The organism is Allobosea sp. BE125, assembly GCF_031456075.1.
Classification (GTDB): domain Bacteria; phylum Pseudomonadota; class Alphaproteobacteria; order Rhizobiales; family Beijerinckiaceae; genus Allobosea.
Genome location: NZ_JAVDTY010000023.1, coordinates 1 through 20,486 on the forward strand (window position 1 = coordinate 1; position 20,486 = coordinate 20,486).

Genomic DNA, 20,486 nt, shown 5'->3' on the forward strand with positions numbered 1-20,486 from the left:
ATGCCTGGCGACAACATCGCCATGGAAGTGCACCTGATCGTGCCGATCGCGATGGAGGAGAAGCTGCGCTTCGCCATCCGCGAAGGCGGCCGCACGGTTGGAGCCGGCGTTGTTGCTTCGATCATTGCCTGATCGAAGCAACAACGACGCCAGCGGAAACCGCAGGCTTTTGCGGTGCAGGCGTCGTCGCAAGCATCATCGCTTGATTCAAGCACCGGCTGCAAAGCTTTGAAAGGGCGGCGGAAACGCCGCCCTTTTCTGTTTTAATCCATGCCCTTGCCGCGCAGCCGGCCCGCCGAAGCGTTATGCGCCGCCTGCGAATTTCATGCTCTAGATTTGCCTGAGAGAGCGGACCCAGCCGCTCCGATCATGGAGGAGCATGCCTGATGGATTTCAAGCCACCTTTTCCCGGCATCCATTCGATCGTCTTCGCCCTGTTCGACGCGCAGGAGCGGCTGGATCGCGATGCGATGCGCCGGCAGACTCAGATCAGCCTCGATCTCGACGTGCAGGGCATGGCGGCGCTTGGCCTCGCCACCGAAGTCTCGAAGCTCACCGTTGCCGAGCGCCGCACGATCATGGAGTGGATGGCGGAGGACGTTGCCGGCCGCAAGCCGCTCGCCTTCACCATCTTCGGCTCGTCGGTGGCGGAGCAGATCGATCTCGTCCGCGTCGCGGAGCGGAATGGCGCGGATTGGGTGATTCTCCAGCCGCCCATGGTCGGCAGCTTCGGCGCCGCCGAGTATATCCGCTTCTTCGGGCGCGTCGCCGAGGCAACCTCGTTACCGGTCGCGATCCAGAACGCGCCTGCCTATATGGGCCGTGGCCTGTCGGCGGAGGATATCCGCGAACTGGTGCGGCAGCACCCGAACATCTGCCTCATCAAGGGAGAGGGCTCCGTCGTCGAGATCGAGCGGCTGATCGCGGTCACCGAAGGGCGCCTGCCCATCCTGAATGGTCGGGGCGGGCTCGAATTGATCGACAATTTCCGCGCCGGCTGTGTCGGCATGATCCTGGCGCCAGACACGATCGACTATGCGCTGCGCGCCTATAATCGCTATATTGCGAAGGACGAAGCGGGAGCCGAAGCCGTCTACCGGGAGGTGCTGCCGGCCATTATCTTCATCATGCAGTCGATCGCGGCCCGGCGCTGCGGCCGACGGAATTCGGCCTGAAGCTGGTCGAGCGTTATGCCAGGGAACTCGGCCCCTACCGCAAAGGATGATGATCGGCTGCGTTTTCGACTTGAAAACCTCCGCGCCTTGAGGCAAAGCATCGCCGACTACAGGGGTGTAGCTCAGTTGGTAGAGTACCGGTCTCCAAAACCGGTTGTCGTAGGTTCGAGCCCTACCGCCCCTGCCAGTCCCGCACGAAGCCGCTTTCCGGCGCCGGTTGGTTCTGTAGATCGCCGATGACGCAGAACATCTACGATACGCCGGCTTTCTTCAGCGCCTACAGCCAGTTGCCGCGTTCGCTTCACGGCCTCGACGGCGCGCCCGAATGGCCGGTGCTGCAAAGCTTCCTTCCCGATCTGCGCGGCCTCAGGGTTCTCGATCTCGGCTGCGGCTTTGGCTGGTTTTGCCGCTGGGCGCGGGAGAATGGCGCCGCGAGCGTGCTCGGCGTCGATGTCTCCGAGCGCATGCTGGCAAGGGCGCGGGAAGAGACCGGCGACAAGGCCGTCAGCTATGAGCGCGCCGATCTGGAGCGCTTCGCGCCGGCACCCGGCAGCTTCGATTTCGCCTATAGCTCGCTTGCCTTTCATTATCTGACGGATCTCGGCGGGTTACTCGAGAGGGTCGGGCAGGCGTTGCCCCTCGGCGGCATGCTGGTCTGCTCGGTCGAACACCCCTTGATGACGGCTCCTGCTCATCAGGGCTGGTCGCTCGACCCCGACGGGCGGCCGGCCTGGCCTGTGAACGGCTATCTGGCGGAAGGGCCGCGCACCACGGACTGGCTGGCGAAGGGCGTGATCAAGCAGCACCGCACGATCGCGACCTATCTCGATTTGCTCCACTGCGCCGGCTTTGCCCTGACGCATTGCGTCGAATGGGCTCCCAGCGAGGATCAAGTTATGGCCCATCCGGAATGGGCGAAGGAGCGGGAGCGGCCATCCTTCCTGCTCCTGGGCTGCAAACGCCTCTAGCTCCTGTCCAGGGCCGCTCCCAGGCCGCTGAAAAGGCGCTTGGCTAACGCTGCGGCCCGTTGTAAGAGGCACGTCATGACGGCGCGCGGCTCCACGAGCCCCGCGCCGCGAATGTTTCAGGACGGCCGATTCGGCCTTCGGCGAGGGCCGGAGCGCGGTTTTGGAACCCGAGGTGATACGATGGCTAAGACCAACCCCTTCAGCTTCCTGCAGGACGTTCGCACCGAAGCGACGAAGGTCACCTGGCCGTCTCGGCGCGAGACGCTGATCACGACGGGTCTCGTGCTCGCCATGGTGGTCGTCTCGAGCCTGTTCTTCCTTTTCACCGATACGATCATTCGTTGGTCGCTCGGCATCATCCTCGGCGCACGCTGAACGGAATCAGACACGTGACAACTCGCTGGTACATCGTCCACGCCTATTCCAACTTCGAGAACAAGGTCGCGCAGTCGATCCGCGATCAGGCGGCGCAGCGCAATCTCGCCGACAAGTTCGACGAGGTCCTGGTGCCGACCGAGAAGGTCGTCGAGGTTCGCCGCGGCCGCAAGGTCGATGCCGAGCGCAAGTTCTTCCCCGGTTATGTGCTGGTGAAGTGCGAGATGACCGACGAGGTCTATCACCTGATCAAGAACACGCCGAAGGTCACCGGCTTCCTGGGCGCCGACAAGGCCAAGCCCATGCCGATCCCCGAGGTCGAGGCGATGCGGATCAAGGGCCAGGTCGCCGAGGGCATCGAGCGGCCCAAGCCGACGGTCGTCTTCGAGATCGGCGAGCAGGTGAAGGTCTCCGACGGGCCCTTCGCCTCGTTCAACGGCGTGGTCGAGGATGTCGATCACGGCCGCGCCCGCCTCAAGGTCGCGGTCTCGATCTTCGGCCGCGCGACCCCGGTCGAGCTCGAATACGGCCAGGTCGAGAAGCTCTGAACATTGCCTGACAAGGCTCGGCGGGCCGCGTGCCCACCGAGTCGTCGTGGTTAACGGCTCCTTCACCCGCTTGCCGCAGGGTCCGCGCCTGACGATCTGGCGCGGGTGGCATGTTTCCAAAGTCCTTCAGGGCGACTGTCGATCAGCGCCTGGCGCTCTGGGGCGCCATGCTCGGCCTGCTGGCCTGCCTGTTCGCCGCGACCGAATTCGTCGGAGCCAGCCGGCTGTCCGAGTTCTCGCGCGATCTCGTCGCGCGCGTGGCTGCTGCTGACGCGATGGCGACGACGAGCCCCGCCTATCAGCGCGTGATCAACGCCCTGTTGCCCGACAATGGCGCCGTGCCGGAGCGGGCCGACATCGAATCGGTGGAGCGCGTCACGGCTGGCGTCGCCGCCTCACTTGACGGCGAGGTGCGCAGGCGCGCCGAGGAGGCGGTCGCGCTGCTGCGCGAACTGGCCCGGTTTGCCGCCACGGATCGCGAGGCTGCGCGCGTCGCGCTCCGCCAATCCACAGCCAAGCGCAACGAGCTGCGCATGGCCCTGAACGAGGGCGTTGGCGCGGTCGCCGGCCGGCTCGCCCACCACGTCGACAATGCGCGCCAGAACAAGATCCTGCTGTCGTTGCTGACCGTGTTCACGGTGGTGATGATCGTGACGCTCGAATATCGCTGGCTGGTCAAGCCGATCATCGGCATGGCCCGAGCGCTCGGCACGAGCGAGCGGGACCAGGGCTGGCTCGACAAGGTCGCGATGCGCCGCGACGAGATCGGCATGCTCGGCCGTGCCTTGGCGACGCATCTCGGCGAGCAGCGCTCGCAGCAGGCCGCGGCGGCGGCGCGGCTTTCCTCCCTGGCGGAGGAGATCGCCAGGCAGGAGCGGATTCAAATCCACAGCGTCGCCTTCCAGGAGCGCATCGCCGCGATCGCGTCCGCGCTGGAGCAGCATGCCGCGCGGATGTCGGGGGCGTCGGGCGAACTCGCTCGTCTGTCAGGCTCCGTCGATGCCCAGGCGGCCGCGGCTGCGCAGTCGACGCAGCGCGCCTCGTCCCATGTCGACGACGTTGCCCGTTCCATCGCCGAGGTGTCGACGCTCCTGGCCAACACTACGGGCGAGGCGCAGGCGACCTCGGCCGTGGCTGAAGCCGCCAAATCCCTGGTTTCGGCAGCGGCCGACGACAATGTCGAGTTGGCAGAGGCCGTGCGCAGCATCGACCAGGTCATCGACATCATCGAACAGGTGGCGAGCAAGACCAATCTGCTCGCCCTCAACGCGACGATCGAGGCCGCGCATGCGGGCGAGGCCGGGCGCGGCTTCGCCGTGGTCGCCGCCGAGGTCAAGCAGCTCGCCAACCGGACGGCGCAAGCGACGGAGGAGGTCCGGCGCGGACTGGCGGCGATCCGCGCGGCGGCCGGCGGCATGTCGGAACGCGTCGGCGCGCTGGTCGCCTCGGTCGATCAGGTCGATCGTGCGGCCGCGGCGATTTCGGGGCTGGCGCAGCGCCAGGAGGCGAGTTCGCGCTCGATCAGCAACAGCACCGCCAAGACGGCAGGCGATGTCCGGCTCGCGGCGGAACAGGTCGGACAGGTCGCCGGCATGGTTGAGAGCTGGCGGCGGACCGGCGAGGTCGCGACGCTGGCCTCGGCAGATCTCGACCGCAAGGCCTCCGAGCTGCGGGAGGCGGTCGATGCCTTCATCGTCGAGACGCATGGGGTGAGCGCATGAGTGCACCAGCCGCACGCGCAGGCGCGGGGGCTTTCGAGCCGATCCATATCGTCGAGGGGCGGGGACAGCGAACGTTCCCGGCCATTCCGAAGCTGTTGCATTGGCTGACGGCCGGGCTCGTGCTCGTCATGTTCGCGACCGGCGTCCTGATGAAGCAGATCGGCGATGGACTGCTGGCGGACGCATTCTACCTCTTCCACAAGACGGCTGGGTCGAGTTTGCTGGGGCTGGTCCTGTTGCGGCTTTGCTATCGGGTCTTCGCGCAACTGACGGGGCGTTGGCGCCGGGGGGCGGGTAGCCGTGTCGTCCATGGCATTCTCTATGCGGGGTTGATCCTGACGCCGCTGCTGGGCTTGGCCGGCATATCCGACTATGGCGCGCGCGGGGTCTATTTCGGCTTTTCGCTGCCGCCGATCTGGCCGGAAGGGGCGGGCTATTCGGAGCTGCTGTTCAGGAGCCATGCCTGGCTCGCCTTCGGCTTGATCGCGCTGGTCGTGGCGCATATCGGCATCGCGCTCGGGGACTTCATTCAGCGCGGCGGCGCACGCGCCGCTTTGCCGCCGGGCAAGATGACGCAGCCGGAAAGTGCTTCCCCTTCCGCTTTGAATATGTAATAGCCCGCGCCTCACTTGCGTGGGAGGCCGGCCGGTCGCCAACCGGATCACCCTGCCGCACCACGCTCTGCAACCACCCTGACCCCGAGCGAAGCAGTTCGCGGGCAGGGCGTCGTCGTTCCGATAGGCGTCGGAGCGGACGGCAGGAGCAGCCATCATGGCAAAGAAGATCACGGGTTACGTGAAGCTTCAGGTTCCGGCGGGCGCGGCCAATCCGTCGCCGCCGATCGGTCCGGCGCTGGGTCAGCGCGGCCTCAACATCATGGAATTCTGCAAGGCCTTCAACGCGAAGACCGCGCAGATGGAAAAGGGCATGCCGATCCCGGTGATCATCACCGCGTATCAGGATCGCTCCTTCACCTTCGAGATGAAGCAGCCGCCGGTCTCGTACTGGCTGAAGAAGGCCGCTGGCCTGACTGCCGGCTCGAAGACGCCTGGTCGCGGCGGCAATGTCGGCAAGGTCACCGTCGCTCAGATCACTGAGATCGCCGAGAAGAAGATGGCCGATCTCAACTGCGATTCGATCGAATCCGCCTCGTCCATGATCAAGGGCTCCGCCCGGTCCATGGGCCTGGAAGTCGTGGGCTGAGGGGAAACAGACGATGGCACATGTCGCAAAGCGCGTCGTGAAGGCCCGTGAGGGCATCGACCGCACCAAGCTCTACCCGCTCGATCTCGCTGTCGCGATGGTCAAGGAGCGCGCCAACGCCAAGTTCGACGAGACCGTTGAGGTCGCGATGAACCTGGGTGTCGATCCGCGCCACGCCGACCAGATGGTCCGTGGCGTCTGCAATCTGCCCAACGGCTCGGGCCGCGTCCTGCGCGTCGCCGTGTTTGCTCGCGGCGCCAAGGCGGAAGAGGCCAAGAAGGCCGGGGCCGACATCGTCGGCGCCGAAGAGCTGGTCGATCTCGTCTCCAAGGGCACGATCGAGTTCGATCGCTGCATCGCGACCCCGGACATGATGCCGCTGGTCGGCCGTCTCGGTAAGGTGCTGGGCCCGCGCGGCCTGATGCCGAACCCGAAGGTCGGCACCGTCACCATGGACATCACCACCGCGGTTGCGGCGTCCAAGGGCGGCTCGGTCGAGTTCCGCGTCGAGAAGGCCGGCATCGTGCATGCTGCCGTCGGCAAGGTCTCGTTCACGGCCGACAAGCTCGCCGAGAACATCAAGGCGTTCGCCGATTCCGTCGCCAAGGCCAAGCCTGCCGGCGCCAAGGGCACCTATATCCAGCGCGTCGCGATCTCCTCGACCATGGGTCCGGGCGTCAAGATCGAGCCCAACACGGTGATGGGCGGCTGAGAGGCCTGACGGCCGGCTTTGCGCCGGCCGTTGCCCGGGCTTGATCCGACGGGGTCAAGTCCCCACTTGGCAGAAGCAGGCGAAAGCGTTAAGACGCAGGCCTGTTTCCATAAGTGATGTGGGCTCCAGCGTGCTTCGCACGAGGGGGTCCGTTTCGCGTTTTTCGGCGGTTTGCCGCCGAAGAATGGATGTTTGGGGCGCGGAGAGCGATCTTTGGGCCCGAATCATCCAGTCCTGTCTGAGACTGCAGGTGCTCCTCGGCTTCGGCTGGGGGCATAATTTCGCCAAGAGGCCTGCATAGACGGTGCAAGAGCTCAAGCGGGATCGCAAGGTCCCGAAGACGGTTCGAACCATCTCGCCCGATCGCGGCCGGCAACGGTCAAGAGCGGGGACAGGGCACTGAGCGTCGCTCTTATCCAGCGCCGGTGTCAACCGGGGTTTCTTGAGAGCGACACGTGCAACCGGCGGCAAGCCCTCAAGCCTGCCGCCTACCGGAGAGAGCCCAGTGGATAGAACGGCAAAGAATGATGCCGTCGCGACGCTGAACGGTGTGTTTGCGAACACGTCGGTCGTCGTCGTGGCCCACTATGCGGGTTTGACGGTGGCCCAGTTCCAGAAGCTTCGTCGCGAGATGAAGGCCAATGGCGCCACCGTGAAGGTCGCAAAGAACCGGCTGGCCAAGATCGCTCTTGAAGGCACCGACGTCGCGTCCATCAGCAAGCTGCTGACGGGTCCCACCCTGATCGCTTATTCCAACGATCCGGTCGCGGCGCCGAAGGTCGCCACCGCTTTCGCCAAGGACAATGACAAGCTCGTCATCCTCGGCGGCGCGATGGGCAAGACCGCCCTGAACCCCGACGGCGTCAAGGCCCTGGCCACGATGCCCTCGCTCGACGAACTGCGCGCCAAGTTGCTCGGCCTGCTTCAGGCTCCTGCAACCAAGCTTGCCCAGCTCTCGACCGCGCCTGCTGCGAAGCTCGCGCGCGTGTTTCAGGCATATGCCGACAAGGATGCGGCCTGAACGGCCAGTTACCCCTGATCAACGTTCGAACCTCTTTTACGTAGGAACTTAACCATGGCTGATCTTGCTAAGCTCGTTGACGAGCTGTCGTCCCTCACGGTCCTCGAGGCCGCCGACCTCGCCAAGCTTCTCGAAGAGAAGTGGGGCGTCTCTGCCGCCGCCGCCGTTGCGGTTGCCGGCCCCGCCGCTGGCCCCGCTGCTGCTGCTGTCGAAGAGCAGACCGAGTTCAACGTCATTCTTGCCGCCGCCGGCGACAAGAAGATTGAAGTCATCAAGGAAGTCCGCGCCATCACCGGCCTGGGCCTCAAGGAAGCCAAGGATCTGGTCGAAGCCGCTCCGAAGGCTGTCAAGGAGTCGGTGACCAAGGACGAGGCCGAGAAGCTCAAGAAGCAGCTCGAGGCCGTCGGCGCCAAGGTCGAGCTCAAGTGAGCTGGGCCGGCGTGATGCCGGTCCGACCCTAGTCAACACAGACAGTCCCGGGGCGGCTTTCCGCCTCCGGGGCTGTTGCGTCGTTTCCGTACTTGCGTGCGGACAGGTTGAGAAAGCTTCTGACGCAACTTTGCGTTGTGGGGCTCCAGTTCAGATGATGTCGGCGCGATGATGCGCCGAACGGCTCACCCGGCGGCCAAGCCGCCTCTACTGCGGCAGACTGCCGGGTGAGCCGTCCGAGAGATTGCGAGGAACAACATGGTCAATTCGCTCCAGGGCCGCAGGCGCGTCCGCAAGTTCTTCGGAAAACTCAAGGAAGTGGCGCAGATGCCGAACCTCATCGAGGTTCAGAAGGCGTCCTACGACCAATTCCTGATGGTCGACGAGCCCAAGGGCGGCCGCGGCGACGAAGGCCTGCAGTCCGTCTTCAAGTCGGTTTTCCCGATCGGCGATTTCTCGGGCGCTTCGCTGCTCGAATTCGTCAAGTACACCTTCGAGCCGCCGAAATACGACGTCGACGAGTGCCGCCAGCGCGGCATGACCTTCTCTGCGCCGCTCAAGGTGACGCTGCGCCTGATCGTGTTCGATATCGATCCCGACACCCAGGCGAAGTCGGTCAAGGACATCAAGGAGCAGGATGTCTACATGGGCGACATGCCGCTCATGACCGACAACGGCACCTTCATCGTCAACGGCACCGAGCGCGTCATCGTCTCGCAGATGCATCGTTCGCCTGGCGTGTTCTTCGATCACGACAAGGGCAAGACCCATTCCTCGGGCAAGCTGCTCTTCGCCGCGCGCATCATCCCGTATCGCGGGTCCTGGCTCGACATCGAATTCGACGCCAAGGACATCGTCTACGCCCGTATCGACCGGAAGCGTAAGATCCCCGTCACGTCGCTGCTGTTCGCGCTCGGCATGGACGGCGAGGAGATCCTCAGCCGCTTCTACGCCCATATCAACTATGTCCGCGATCCCAAGGGCTGGCGCGTTCCCTATGACGCGGAGCGCATGAAGGGCTTCAAGGCCACCGCCGACATGATCGACGCCGACACCGGCGAGGTCGTGGTCGAGGCCGGCAAGAAGCTCGTCGCGCGCACCGCCCGGCAGCTCGCCGAGAAGGGCCTCAAGTTCCTGCGCGCTACGGACGAGGACCTCTACACCCAGTACATCGCCGAGGATCTGGTCAACCCCGCGACCGGCGAAGTCTTCGCCGAGGCCGGCGAGGAGATCACCGAGAAGTCGCTGAAGCTGCTCACCGATGCGGGCTTCGACGAGATCCCGGTGCTCGACATCGACCACATCACGGTCGGCCCCTATATCCGCAACACGCTCAACGTGGACAAGAACTCGCGCCGTGAAGAGGCGCTGTTCGACATCTACCGCGTGATGCGTCCCGGCGAGCCGCCGACGCTCGAGACCGCCGAGAACATGTTCCAGTCGCTGTTCTTCGACGCGGAGCGCTACGACCTGTCGGCCGTCGGCCGCGTCAAGATGAACATGCGCCTCGACCTCGACGCCGAGGACACCGTGCGCATCCTGCGCAAGGAGGACATCTTCGCGGTCGTCAAGGCGCTGGTCGACCTGCGCGACGGCAAGGGCGAGATCGACGACATCGACCATCTCGGCAACCGCCGCGTCCGCTCGGTCGGCGAGCTGATGGAGAACCAGTATCGCCTGGGTCTGCTGCGCATGGAGCGCGCCATCAAGGAGCGCATGTCCTCGGTCGACATCGACACGGTGATGCCGCAGGACCTGATCAACGCCAAGCCGGCGGCTGCCGCCGTGCGCGAGTTCTTCGGCTCGTCGCAGCTTTCGCAGTTCATGGACCAGACCAACCCGCTCTCGGAAGTCACGCATAAGCGTCGTCTTTCGGCGCTTGGACCGGGCGGCCTGACCCGCGAGCGCGCCGGCTTCGAGGTGCGCGACGTGCACCCGACCCATTACGGCCGCATCTGCCCGATCGAGACGCCGGAAGGCCCGAATATCGGTCTGATCAACTCGCTCGCCACCTTCGCGCGGGTGAACAAGTACGGCTTCATCGAGAGCCCTTATCGCCGCATCCGCGACGGCCGCCAGACCGACGAGATCATCTATCTCTCGGCGATGGAGGAGGCGAAGTACAACGTCGCCCAGGCCAATGCCGCGACCGACAAGGAAGGCCGTCTCACCGACGACCTGATCGTCTGCCGCCGCGCCGGTGAAGTCATCGTCACGCCGGTCGACAAGGTCGACTTCATGGACGTCTCGCCCAAGCAGCTCGTCTCGGTCGCCGCGGCGCTGATCCCGTTCCTTGAGAACGACGACGCGAACCGCGCGCTGATGGGCTCGAACATGCAGCGCCAGGCGGTGCCGCTGGTTCGCGCCGATGCGCCTTTCGTCGGCACCGGCATGGAAGCCGTCGTCGCCCGCGACTCGGGCGCTGCGATCGCTGCCCGCCGTGGCGGCGTCGTCGACCAGGTCGACGCGACGCGTATCGTTATCCGCGCGTCCGACGAGATGGACCCGACCAAGCCCGGCGTCGACATCTATCGCCTGCAGAAGTTCCAGCGCTCCAACCAGTCGACCTGCATCACGCAGCGTCCGCTGGTGCGCGTCGGCGACATCATCAAGAAGGGTGACATCGTCGCCGACGGCCCGTCGACCGAATTCGGCGAGCTCGCGCTCGGCCGCAACGTGCTCGTCGCGTTCATGCCGTGGAACGGTTACAACTTCGAGGACTCGATCCTGCTCTCGGAGAAGATCGTCTCGGAAGACATCTTCACCTCGATCCATATCGAGGAATTCGAGGTTATGGCCCGCGACACCAAGCTGGGTCCGGAGGAAATCACGCGCGACATCCCGAACGTCTCGGAAGAAGCGCTGAAGAACCTGGACGAAGCCGGCATCGTCTATATCGGCGCCGAAGTGGCTGCTGGCGACATCCTCGTCGGCAAGATCACGCCCAAGGGCGAAAGCCCGATGACGCCGGAAGAGAAGCTGCTGCGCGCCATCTTCGGCGAGAAGGCCTCGGACGTGCGCGACACCTCGCTGCGGGTGCCGCCGGGCGTGCAGGGCACGATCGTCGAAGTGCGCGTGTTCAACCGCCATGGCGTCGACAAGGATGAGCGCGCCCAGGCGATCGAGCGCGAGGAGATCGAGCGTCTCGCCAAGGACCGCGACGACGAGCAGGCGATCCTCGACCGCAACACCTTCGCCCGTCTCGCCGACATCCTGAACGGCAAGACCGGTCTTGCCGGCCCCAAGGGCTTCAAGAAGGACACGGTCATCACCCGCGAGGGCATGAGCGAGTTCCCGCGTTCGCAGTGGTGGCTGTTTGCGGTCGGCGACGATCCGCTGATGACCGAGATCGAAGCGATGCGGAAGCAGTACGACGAGTCGAAGAAGCGCCTCGAGCAGCGCTTCCTTGACAAGGTCGAGAAGCTGCAGCGCGGCGACGAGCTGCCTCCGGGCGTGATGAAGATGGTCAAGGTCTTCGTCGCGGTGAAGCGCAAGATCCAGCCGGGCGACAAGATGGCCGGCCGTCACGGCAACAAGGGCGTGGTCTCGCGCATCGTTGCGGCCGAGGACATGCCGTTCCTCGAGGACGGCACCCATGCCGACATCGTGCTGAACCCGCTGGGCGTGCCGTCGCGCATGAACGTCGGCCAGATCCTCGAGACCCATCTCGGATGGGCCGCTGCGGGTCTGGGCAAGCAGATCGGTGCCGCGCTCGACGCCTATAAGAAGGGCCATGACGTCAAGGCGCTGCGGGCTTCGTTCGACGCTGTCTACGACGACAACGAGATCATCGCGTCGATGGACGAGAACGAACTCGTCGAGATGGGTCAGAACCTGCGTCGCGGCGTGCCGATGGCGACGCCGGTGTTCAACGGCGCCAAGGAGGCCGATATCGAGCGGCTGCTGGAGCAGGCGGGGCTTCACTCGTCCGGCCAGTCGACGCTCTATGACGGCCGTACCGGCGAGCCCTTCGACCGCAAGGTCACGGTCGGCTACATCTACATGCTGAAGCTGCACCATCTGGTCGACGACAAGATCCATGCCCGTTCGATCGGCCCGTACTCGCTCGTCACCCAGCAGCCGCTGGGCGGCAAGGCGCAGTTCGGCGGTCAGCGCTTCGGCGAGATGGAGGTCTGGGCGCTCGAGGCTTACGGCGCCGCCTACACGCTGCAGGAAATGCTGACGGTGAAGTCGGACGACGTCGCGGGCCGCACCAAGGTCTACGAGTCGATCGTGCGCGGCGAGGACAACTTCGAAGCGGGCATCCCCGAGAGCTTCAACGTGCTCGTCAAGGAAATGCGCTCGCTCGGCCTCAACGTCGAGTTGATCAGCAACAAGGTGAAGCCGGGCGAGTTGCCGCCGGCTGAAGCGGCCGAGTAAGCCGCACGGCGCGTCGCTCAAGACGCGCCGGGAACGAGATAATGCCTGCGGCACTCACGCCGCAGGCCGATGGTTATGATAGCCGGGCAGGGCGGTCTTATCCCCCGCCGGCGGTAGGAGACAGGCAATGAAGCAAGAGGTCATGAACCTTTTCGGCCAGCAGCCGGTGCAGCAGGCCTTCGACGCGATCAAGATCTCGATCGCGAGCCCGGAGAAGATCCTGTCCTGGTCCTATGGCGAGATCAAAAAGCCGGAGACCATCAACTACCGGACCTTCAAGCCCGAGCGCGACGGCCTGTTCTGCGCCCGCATCTTCGGGCCGATCAAGGACTACGAGTGCCTGTGCGGCAAGTACAAGCGCATGAAGTTCAAGGGCGTCATCTGCGAGAAGTGCGGCGTGGAAGTCACGCTTGCGCGGGTCCGGCGCGAGCGCATGGGCCATATCGAGCTCGCCGCTCCCGTCGCGCATATCTGGTTCCTGAAGTCGCTGCCCTCGCGCATCGGCCTGCTGATGGATATGCCGCTCAAGGATCTCGAGCGCATTCTCTATTTCGAGTCCTATGTCGTCATCGAGCCGGGCCTGACGCCTCTCAAGGACCGTCAGATCCTGTCCGAGGAAGAGTATGTCCGCTGCCAGGAAGAGTACGGCGCCGACACGTTCACGGCGATGATCGGCGCGGAAGCCATCCGCGAGATGCTGCGCGCGCTCGACCTCGACCAGATCAACGCCGATCTCAAGCATGAGATCGCGACGACGACGTCGGAGCTGAAGCCCAAGAAGCTGATGAAGCGCCTCAAGATCATCGAGGCGTTCCAGCAGTCCGGCAACAAGCCGGAATGGATGGTCATGACCATCATTCCGGTGATCCCGCCCGATCTGCGCCCGCTGGTGCCGCTCGACGGCGGCCGCTTCGCGACCTCCGACCTGAACGACCTCTATCGCCGGGTGATCAACCGCAACAACCGCCTGAAGCGGCTGATCGAACTGCGCGCGCCCGACATCATCATCCGCAACGAGAAGCGGATGCTGCAGGAATCGGTCGATGCGCTGTTCGACAACGGCCGCCGCGGCCGCGTCATCACGGGCGCCAACAAGCGTCCGCTGAAGTCGCTCGCCGACATGCTGAAGGGCAAGCAGGGCCGCTTCCGCCAGAACCTGCTCGGCAAGCGCGTCGACTACTCCGGCCGTTCGGTCATCGTGGTCGGCCCGGAGATGAAGCTGCACCAGTGCGGGCTGCCCAAGAAGATGGCGCTTGAGCTGTTCAAGCCCTTCATCTATGCGCGCCTCGACGCCAAGGGCTACTCGACCACGGTCAAGCAGGCCAAGAAGCTGGTAGAGAAGGAGAAGCCCGAGGTCTGGGACATCCTGGACGAGGTCATCCGCGAGCATCCGGTGCTGCTGAACCGCGCCCCGACGCTGCACAGGCTCGGCATCCAGGCCTTCGAGCCGGTGCTGATCGAAGGCAAGGCGATCCAGCTTCACCCGCTGGTCTGCGCTGCCTTCAACGCCGACTTCGACGGCGACCAGATGGCCGTGCACGTTCCGCTGTCGCTGGAAGCGCAGCTGGAAGCACGCGTCCTGATGATGTCGACCAACAACATCCTGCACCCGGCCAACGGTCTTCCGATCATCGTGCCGTCGCAGGACATCGTGCTCGGCCTCTACTATCTCTCGATCGTCTCTGACGGCGAGCCGGGCCAGGGCAAGATCTTCGGCGACTTCGGCGAGCTCGAATACGCGCTGCACGAGAAGGTCGTGACGCTGCATTCGAAGATCAAATACCGCTGGACCGGCGTCGATCAGGACGGCAAGTCCTACACCAAGATCTACGACACCACGCCTGGCCGCGTCATTCTCTCGACCGCGCTGCCCAAGCACCCGAACATGACCTTCGACGTCAGCAACCGCTTGATGACGAAGAAGGAAATCTCGGGAATGATCGACGCCGTCTATCGCGGCTGCGGTCAGAAGGAATCGGTGATCTTCTGCGACCGCATCATGTCGCTGGGCTTCACCCACGCCTTCAAGGCCGGCATCTCCTTCGGCAAGGACGACATGGTCGTGCCGGAGAACAAGTGGGAGATCGTCGACACCACCCGCGCGCTCGCCAAGGATTACGAGCAGCAGTACCAGGACGGCCTGATCACCCAGGGCGAGAAGTACAACAAGGTCGTCGACGCCTGGGCGAAGTGCTCCGACAAGCTCGCCCAGGAGATGATGGCCCGCATCTCGACCGTGAAGAAGGACGAGAACGGTCGCGATAAGCCGATCAACTCGATCTACATGATGAGCCACTCCGGAGCGCGTGGTTCGCCAGCCCAGATGAAGCAGCTCGCGGCGATGCGTGGCCTGATGGCCAAGCCCTCGGGCGAGATCATCGAGTCGCCGATCATCTCGAACTTCAAGGAAGGCCTCGACGTTCTCGAGTACTTCAACTCGACCCACGGCGCCCGCAAGGGCCTCGCCGATACCGCGCTCAAGACGGCCAACTCCGGCTATCTCACGCGCCGTCTCGTCGACGTGGCGCAGGATGCCATCATCTCCGAGGTCGATTGCGGCTCGGAGAGCGGCATCAAGATGCGCGCCATCATCGACGCGGGTCAGGTCGTCGCTTCGCTCGGCATCCGCATCCTCGGCCGCTCGGCGGCAGAAGATGTCACCGACATCGACGGCAAGGTCCTGGTGCCGAAGGGCACGATGATCGACGAGCACCACATCGAGGCGATCAACGCCGCCGGTGTGCAGGAGGTGAAGATCCGTTCGGTGCTGACCTGCGCCACCAAGAACGGCGTCTGCGCCACCTGCTACGGACGCGATCTTGCTCGCGGCACGCCCGTCAACATGGGCGAGGCCGTCGGCGTCATCGCGGCGCAGTCGATCGGCGAGCCGGGTACGCAGCTCACCATGCGCACCTTCCACATCGGTGGCGCGGCGACGATCGCCGACCAGTCCTTCGTCGAGTCGAACTTCGAAGGCGTGGTCAAGATCCGCAACCGCAACCTCGCCCGGAATTCGGACGGCGACCTGATCGCAATGGCGCGCAACATCGCCGTCGTGATCGTGGGGCCGGACGGCGCCGAGCGCGCGGTTCACCGCGTCCAGTTCGGCTCGAAGCTGCGCATCGACGAGGGCGACAAGGTCAAGCGCGGCCAGCGCCTGATCGAGTGGGATCCCTATTCCCGCCCGATCCTGGCCGAGGTCGACGGCTCCGTCGGCTTCGAGGACCTGGTCGACGGCATGTCGATCACCGAGACGACCGACGAGGCGACGGGCATCAACAAGCGCGTCGTCATCGACTGGCGCGGCTCGGCCCGTACGTCCGATCTGCGCCCGGCTCTGACGGTGCATGGGCCGGACGGCAAGATCGCCAAGCTCGCGCGTGGTGGTGAAGCCCGCTACATCCTGCCTGTCGACGGCATCATCTCGGTCGAGCCCGGCTCCCATATCAAGGCGGGTGACGTGCTGGCCCGTGTCTCGACGGACTCGGCCAAGACCCGCGACATCACCGGCGGTCTGCCGCGGGTGGCGGAGCTGTTCGAGGCGCGTCGTCCCAAGGATGCGGCGATCATCGCCGAGAAGGCCGGCGTCATCGGCTTCGGCAAGGACTACAAGAACAAGCGCCGGGTCACGCTGACCCCGCATGACGGTTCCGAGGGGCTCGAGTACCTGATCCCCAAGGGCAAGCACATCCATCTCCAGGACGGCGACGTCGTGGAGACGGGCGACTACATCCTCGATGGCAACCCGGCCCCGCACGACATCCTGGCGATCAAGGGCGTCGAGGAGCTGGCGGCTTATCTGGTGAACGAGATCCAGGAGGTCTATCGCCTCCAGGGCGTGGGCATCAACGACAAGCACATCGAGGTCATCGTCAGGCAGATGCTGCAGAAGATCGAGATCACCGAGTCGGGCGACACCGACATCCTGACCGGTGACCAGGTCGACCGCATCGAGCTGCAAGAGATCAATGCGAAGATGAAGGAAGAGGGCAAGAAGCCCGCTTCCGGCGTCCCTGTGCTGCTCGGCATTACCAAGGCGAGCTTGCAGACGCGGTCCTTCATCTCGGCGGCGTCGTTCCAGGAGACCACCCGCGTCCTCACCGAGGCGGCGGTCAACGGCAAGTACGACACGCTGGAAGGCCTCAAGGAGAACGTCATCGTCGGCTCGCTGATCCCGGCCGGCACCGGCGCGCAGGTCGCCCGCATCAAGCAGGTGGCGACGCGTCGTGACGACCTCATCGTCGGTCAGAAGGCCGATGCTGCGGCGAAGGCGGCCGCTTCGGCGGCCAAGGCCGCCGCCGCAACAGCGGCTGCCGTTGCGGCGGCGCTGCCCGCGGCCGAATGACGGCGCATTGACGCCTGATCGTTACGAAATGGCCGCCTTCGGGCGGCCATTTTGCTTTGCGGGGGAGGGCGCTTGACCCGTTGCCGCGGCTGAACACGCTGTTTGGGCCGCGTGCAGGGCGAAGTCGCCAGAATTGGGGTTGACGCGACTCGGGTTGCGAGTCATAAGCGCGCCACTGTCGAAGGTTGTCGGACACGTTTGTCGCTTGCCTCGTTGCGAGCGAATGTCGCGACCGAAACGCCTTCGGAATTCCAGCGTCGATTGACGACATGGTGAGAAGCATGAATGCGGAGTGATCCGTGTTCCTCTGCTGGCGAATGCGCCTGAGGTTTCCCTGCCGGGAGCCGATGGCGCAGTTTCGTTTGTGCCATGGCTTCGGTTGATCTGGGCATCGATTTAGAGATTTCCAAACGCTCAGTGGAGCGAGAGGCCAGAATGCCGACAATCAGCCAGCTCATTCGCAAGCCACGTTCGCCCGTCAAGGCGCGCAACACCGCTCCGGCGCTTGAATCCTGCCCGCAGAAGCGCGGCGTCTGCACGCGCGTTTATACGACGACGCCGAAGAAGCCGAACTCCGCGTTGCGTAAGGTCGCCAAGGTGCGCCTGACCAACGGCTTCGAAGTGATCGGCTATATTCCTGGTGAGGGTCACAACCTCCAGGAGCACTCGGTCGTCATGATCCGCGGCGGCCGCGTCAAGGACTTGCCCGGCGTGCGTTATCACATCCTTCGCGGTGTGCTCGACACGCAGGGCGTGAAGAACCGTAAGCAGCGCCGTTCGAAGTACGGCGCCAAGCGTCCGAAGTGAGTTCTGCCAGACTGGCGGGGCGATGAGCCCGAGCCTGTTCGCAGCTTTTGAGATTTGACCGGAGACTAGACGATGTCCCGCCGCCATAGCGCTGAAAAGCGTGAGATCATTCCCGATCCGAAGTTCCACGATATCATCGTGACGAAGTTCATGAATTCGGTGATGTACGAAGGCAAGAAGTCGACCGCCGAGCGGATCGTCTATGGCGCTTTCGATATCATCGAGGGCAAGCTGAAGAGCGACCCGCTCGCCGTCTTCAAGAGCGCGCTCGAGAACGTCGCTCCGGCGATCGAGGTCCGTTCGCGTCGCGTCGGCGGCGCCACCTACCAGGTTCCGGTCGAGGTTCGCACCGAGCGTCGTCAGGCGCTGGCGATCCGCTGGCTGATCACGGCTGCTCGCGGCCGTAACGACAAGACGATGGTCGAGCGGCTCTCCTCGGAGCTGATGGATGCCGCCAACAACCGCGGAAATGCCGTGAAGAAGCGTGAAGACACGCACCGGATGGCGGAAGCCAACCGCGCCTTCTCGCATTATCGCTGGTAACCGTTCGTCAGACTAGGAAAGACAGAGCGCTCCTATGGCACGCACTCATCCCATCAACCGATACCGTAATTTCGGCATCATGGCGCATATCGACGCCGGCAAGACGACGACGACTGAGCGCGTGCTGTATTACACCGGCAAGTCGCACAAGATCGGCGAAGTCCATGACGGCGCCGCCACCATGGACTGGATGGAGCAGGAGCAGGAGCGTGGCATCACGATCACCTCGGCTGCGACCACCTGTCTGTGGCGCGAACATCGCCTGAACATCATCGACACCCCCGGCCACGTCGACTTCACCATTGAAGTCGAGCGTTCGCTGCGCGTGCTCGACGGCGCCGTCTGCGTGCTCGACGGCAACCAGGGCGTCGAGCCCCAGACCGAGACCGTCTGGCGCCAGGCCGACAAATACGACGTGCCGCGCATCGTGTTCGTCAACAAGATGGACAAGACCGGCGCCGATTTCTATCGCTGCGTCCAGGACATCATTGACCGCGTCGCCGGCAAGCCGGTGTGCCTGCAGATCCCGATCGGGTCCGAGTCGGATTTCGCCGGCGTCGTCGACCTGATCAAGATGAAGGCGATCGTCTGGAACGGCGAAGCGCTGGGCGCTTCCTTCGAAGAGAAGGAGATCCCCGCCGATCTCGCCGACAAGGCCGCTGAATATCGCAACAAGCTCGTTGAAGCCGCCGTCGACATGGACGATGCGGCCATGGAAGCCTATCTCGAAGGCACCGAGCCCGACGCCGAGACGCTGCGCAAGCTGATCCGCACCGCGGTGCAGCGCCGCGCCTTCCATCCTGTGCTCTGCGGCTCGGCCTTCAAGAACAAGGGCGTCCAGCCCCTGCTCGACGCGGTCGTCGACTTCCTGCCCTCGCCGGTCGATCGTGGCGAGATCAAGGGCATCGACTTCAAGACCGAGGAAGAGACCGTTCGTCACCCGACGGACGAGGATCCCTTCTCCATGCTCGCCTTCAAGATCATGGACGACCCCTTCGTCGGCACCATCACCTTCTGCCGCGTCTATTCGGGCAAGATCGAGACCGGCGCAGGCGTCATCAACTCGACCCGCGACAAGAAAGAGCGTGTCGGCCGCATGCTGCTGATGCACGCGAACAACCGCGAAGACATCAAGGAGGCTTTCGCCGGCGACATCGTCGCCCTGGCCGGCCTCAAGGACGTCCGCACCGGCGACACGCTGTGCGACCCCGTCAAGGCGGTCATCCTGGAGCGTATGGAATTCCCCGAGCCGGTCATCACGATCGCGATCGAGCCGAAGTCCAAGGCCGACCAGGAGAAGCTTGGCCTGGCTCTGGCGAAGCTTGCCAACGAGGATCCCTCGTTCCGCGTTTCGACCGACCAGGAGAGCGGCCAGACCATTCTCAAGGGCATGGGCGAGCTGCATCTCGACATCAAGGTCGACATCCTGCGCCGGACCTACAAGGTGGACGCCAATATCGGTGCTCCCCAGGTGGCCTATCGCGAGACGATCACCAAGAAGGCCGAGATCGACTACACCCACAAGAAGCAGACCGGCGGTACCGGCCAGTTCGCCCGCGTCAAGCTGGTGATCGAGCCGAATGAGACCGGCAAGGGCTTCGAGTTCGAATCGAAGGTCGTCGGCGGAACGGTTCCGAAGGAATACATCCCCGGCGTCGAAAAGGGCCTGAACTCGGTCATCGGCTCCGGCGTGATCGCCGGCTTCCCGGTCGTCGACGTCAAGGTCACGCTGATCGACGGCGCCTTCCACGAGGTCGACTCCTCGGCGCTCGCCTTCGAAATCGCCTCGCGTGCTGCTTTGCGCGAAGGCCTGCAGAAGGGCGGCTCCGTGCTGCTCGAGCCGATCATGAAGGTCGAAGTGGTGACCCCGGAAGACTATACCGGTTCGGTCATCGGCGATCTGAACTCGCGGCGCGGCCAGATCCAGGGCCAGGACATGCGCGGCAACGCGGTCGTCGTCAACGCGATGGTCCCGCTCGCCAACATGTTCGGCTACGTCAACCAGCTGCGTTCGTTCAGCCAGGGACGCGCCAACTACACGATGCAGTTCGACCACTACGAGCAAGTGCCTTCGGCGGTCGCCGCCGAGGTCCAGGCCAAGTACGCCTGAACCGACACAACTATTCGCTGAACATTGAAAACGACCTGACGGACGGAGGCTACGATGGCCAAAGAGAAATTCGCGCGCACGAAGCCGCATTGCAACATTGGAACGATTGGTCACGTTGACCATGGCAAGACGTCTTTGACGGCGGCGAT

At 64.3% G+C, this 20,486-nt stretch carries 17 protein-coding genes and 1 tRNA gene; all 18 read left to right on the forward strand.

All coding sequences use genetic code 11. The features are described 5' to 3' along the window. On the forward strand, nucleotides 1-132 hold a 132-nt coding region (locus tag J2Y55_RS29885; protein ID WP_465247570.1), incomplete at its 5' end, for an EF-Tu C-terminal domain-related protein. A 254-nt stretch (nucleotides 133-386) separates the two neighbouring features. Continuing rightward, on the forward strand, nucleotides 387-1,175 hold the full coding sequence (locus tag J2Y55_RS29890; RefSeq protein WP_310160522.1) for a dihydrodipicolinate synthase family protein: 789 nt from the start codon (nucleotides 387-389) through the stop codon (nucleotides 1,173-1,175). 111 nt (nucleotides 1,176-1,286) lie between these two features. Beyond that, nucleotides 1,287-1,362, forward strand: a tRNA-Trp gene (locus J2Y55_RS29895). 49 nt (nucleotides 1,363-1,411) lie between these two features. Continuing rightward, nucleotides 1,412-2,143, forward strand: coding sequence for a class I SAM-dependent methyltransferase (locus J2Y55_RS29900; RefSeq protein WP_310160523.1), 732 nt, complete (start codon nucleotides 1,412-1,414; stop codon nucleotides 2,141-2,143). Nucleotides 2,144-2,323: 180 nt separating this feature from the next. Continuing rightward, nucleotides 2,324-2,518, forward strand: a complete 195-nt coding sequence (gene secE / locus J2Y55_RS29905) for a preprotein translocase subunit SecE (RefSeq protein ID WP_069692168.1) — start codon at nucleotides 2,324-2,326, stop codon at nucleotides 2,516-2,518. A 14-nt stretch (nucleotides 2,519-2,532) separates the two neighbouring features. Then, the gene (gene nusG / locus J2Y55_RS29910) at nucleotides 2,533-3,066 is read left to right on the forward strand and encodes a transcription termination/antitermination protein NusG (RefSeq protein ID WP_069692167.1); all 534 of its coding nucleotides are present in this window, start codon (nucleotides 2,533-2,535) and stop codon (nucleotides 3,064-3,066) included. Nucleotides 3,067-3,176: 110 nt separating this feature from the next. After that, nucleotides 3,177-4,787 carry a methyl-accepting chemotaxis protein gene (locus tag J2Y55_RS29915; protein ID WP_310160524.1) on the forward strand — a complete coding sequence of 537 codons (1,611 nt, stop codon included), beginning with the start codon at nucleotides 3,177-3,179 and terminating at the stop codon, nucleotides 4,785-4,787. Beyond that, a complete protein-coding gene (locus J2Y55_RS29920) occupies nucleotides 4,784-5,401 on the forward strand; it encodes a cytochrome b (protein ID WP_310160525.1) in 618 nt (205 codons plus the stop codon). The genes J2Y55_RS29915 and J2Y55_RS29920 overlap by 4 nt, the downstream gene beginning before the upstream one ends. A 157-nt stretch (nucleotides 5,402-5,558) precedes the next feature. Beyond that, entirely contained in the window at nucleotides 5,559-5,990 is a 432-nt protein-coding gene (gene rplK / locus J2Y55_RS29925) for a 50S ribosomal protein L11 (protein WP_069692166.1), read from the forward strand. A 13-nt stretch (nucleotides 5,991-6,003) separates the two neighbouring features. Then, nucleotides 6,004-6,702, forward strand: a complete 699-nt coding sequence (gene rplA, locus J2Y55_RS29930; protein WP_069692165.1) for a 50S ribosomal protein L1 — start codon at nucleotides 6,004-6,006, stop codon at nucleotides 6,700-6,702. A gap of 505 nt (nucleotides 6,703-7,207) precedes the next feature. Further along, entirely contained in the window at nucleotides 7,208-7,723 is a 516-nt protein-coding gene (gene rplJ / locus J2Y55_RS29935) for a 50S ribosomal protein L10 (RefSeq protein WP_310160526.1), read from the forward strand. Between the two features lie 54 nt (nucleotides 7,724-7,777). Beyond that, nucleotides 7,778-8,152, forward strand: coding sequence for a 50S ribosomal protein L7/L12 (rplL, locus tag J2Y55_RS29940; RefSeq protein ID WP_103717372.1), 375 nt, complete (start codon nucleotides 7,778-7,780; stop codon nucleotides 8,150-8,152). A gap of 258 nt (nucleotides 8,153-8,410) precedes the next feature. Continuing rightward, nucleotides 8,411-12,532: a DNA-directed RNA polymerase subunit beta gene (gene rpoB, locus J2Y55_RS29945; protein ID WP_092178542.1), complete on the forward strand. Its 4,122-nt coding sequence runs from the start codon at nucleotides 8,411-8,413 to the stop codon at nucleotides 12,530-12,532. A gap of 127 nt (nucleotides 12,533-12,659) precedes the next feature. Further along, complete coding sequence (gene rpoC, locus J2Y55_RS29950) at nucleotides 12,660-16,877, forward strand: DNA-directed RNA polymerase subunit beta' (protein WP_310160527.1); 4,218 nt, start codon at nucleotides 12,660-12,662, stop codon at nucleotides 16,875-16,877. A gap of 435 nt (nucleotides 16,878-17,312) precedes the next feature. Continuing rightward, a complete protein-coding gene (gene rpsL / locus J2Y55_RS29955) occupies nucleotides 17,313-17,684 on the forward strand; it encodes a 30S ribosomal protein S12 (RefSeq protein WP_038358286.1) in 372 nt (123 codons plus the stop codon). A gap of 72 nt (nucleotides 17,685-17,756) precedes the next feature. Beyond that, the gene (gene rpsG, locus J2Y55_RS29960; protein ID WP_092178538.1) at nucleotides 17,757-18,227 is read left to right on the forward strand and encodes a 30S ribosomal protein S7; all 471 of its coding nucleotides are present in this window, start codon (nucleotides 17,757-17,759) and stop codon (nucleotides 18,225-18,227) included. A gap of 34 nt (nucleotides 18,228-18,261) precedes the next feature. Further along, on the forward strand, nucleotides 18,262-20,337 hold the full coding sequence (gene fusA, locus J2Y55_RS29965) for an elongation factor G (protein WP_310160528.1): 2,076 nt from the start codon (nucleotides 18,262-18,264) through the stop codon (nucleotides 20,335-20,337). 54 nt (nucleotides 20,338-20,391) lie between these two features. After that, on the forward strand, nucleotides 20,392-20,486 hold a 95-nt coding region (locus tag J2Y55_RS29970; protein WP_139221393.1), incomplete at its 3' end, for a GTP-binding protein.

What these genes read in the sequence shown, in the direction of transcription:
- rpoC (WP_310160527.1), top strand. Translation starts at nt 12,660, where the DNA reads ATGAAGCAAGAGGTCATGAACCTTTTCGGCCAGCAGCCGGTGCAGCAG.
- secE (WP_069692168.1), top strand. Translation starts at nt 2,324, where the DNA reads ATGGCTAAGACCAACCCCTTCAGCTTCCTGCAGGACGTTCGCACCGAA.
- J2Y55_RS29920 (WP_310160525.1), top strand. Translation starts at nt 4,784, where the DNA reads ATGAGTGCACCAGCCGCACGCGCAGGCGCGGGGGCTTTCGAGCCGATC.
- rplK (WP_069692166.1), top strand. Translation starts at nt 5,559, where the DNA reads ATGGCAAAGAAGATCACGGGTTACGTGAAGCTTCAGGTTCCGGCGGGC.
- rpoB (WP_092178542.1), top strand. Translation starts at nt 8,411, where the DNA reads ATGGTCAATTCGCTCCAGGGCCGCAGGCGCGTCCGCAAGTTCTTCGGA.
- J2Y55_RS29915 (WP_310160524.1), top strand. Translation starts at nt 3,177, where the DNA reads ATGTTTCCAAAGTCCTTCAGGGCGACTGTCGATCAGCGCCTGGCGCTC.
- J2Y55_RS29890 (WP_310160522.1), top strand. Translation starts at nt 387, where the DNA reads ATGGATTTCAAGCCACCTTTTCCCGGCATCCATTCGATCGTCTTCGCC.
- fusA (WP_310160528.1), top strand. Translation starts at nt 18,262, where the DNA reads ATGGCACGCACTCATCCCATCAACCGATACCGTAATTTCGGCATCATG.
- rpsG (WP_092178538.1), top strand. Translation starts at nt 17,757, where the DNA reads ATGTCCCGCCGCCATAGCGCTGAAAAGCGTGAGATCATTCCCGATCCG.
- rplL (WP_103717372.1), top strand. Translation starts at nt 7,778, where the DNA reads ATGGCTGATCTTGCTAAGCTCGTTGACGAGCTGTCGTCCCTCACGGTC.
- rplA (WP_069692165.1), top strand. Translation starts at nt 6,004, where the DNA reads ATGGCACATGTCGCAAAGCGCGTCGTGAAGGCCCGTGAGGGCATCGAC.
- rpsL (WP_038358286.1), top strand. Translation starts at nt 17,313, where the DNA reads ATGCCGACAATCAGCCAGCTCATTCGCAAGCCACGTTCGCCCGTCAAG.
- J2Y55_RS29900 (WP_310160523.1), top strand. Translation starts at nt 1,412, where the DNA reads ATGACGCAGAACATCTACGATACGCCGGCTTTCTTCAGCGCCTACAGC.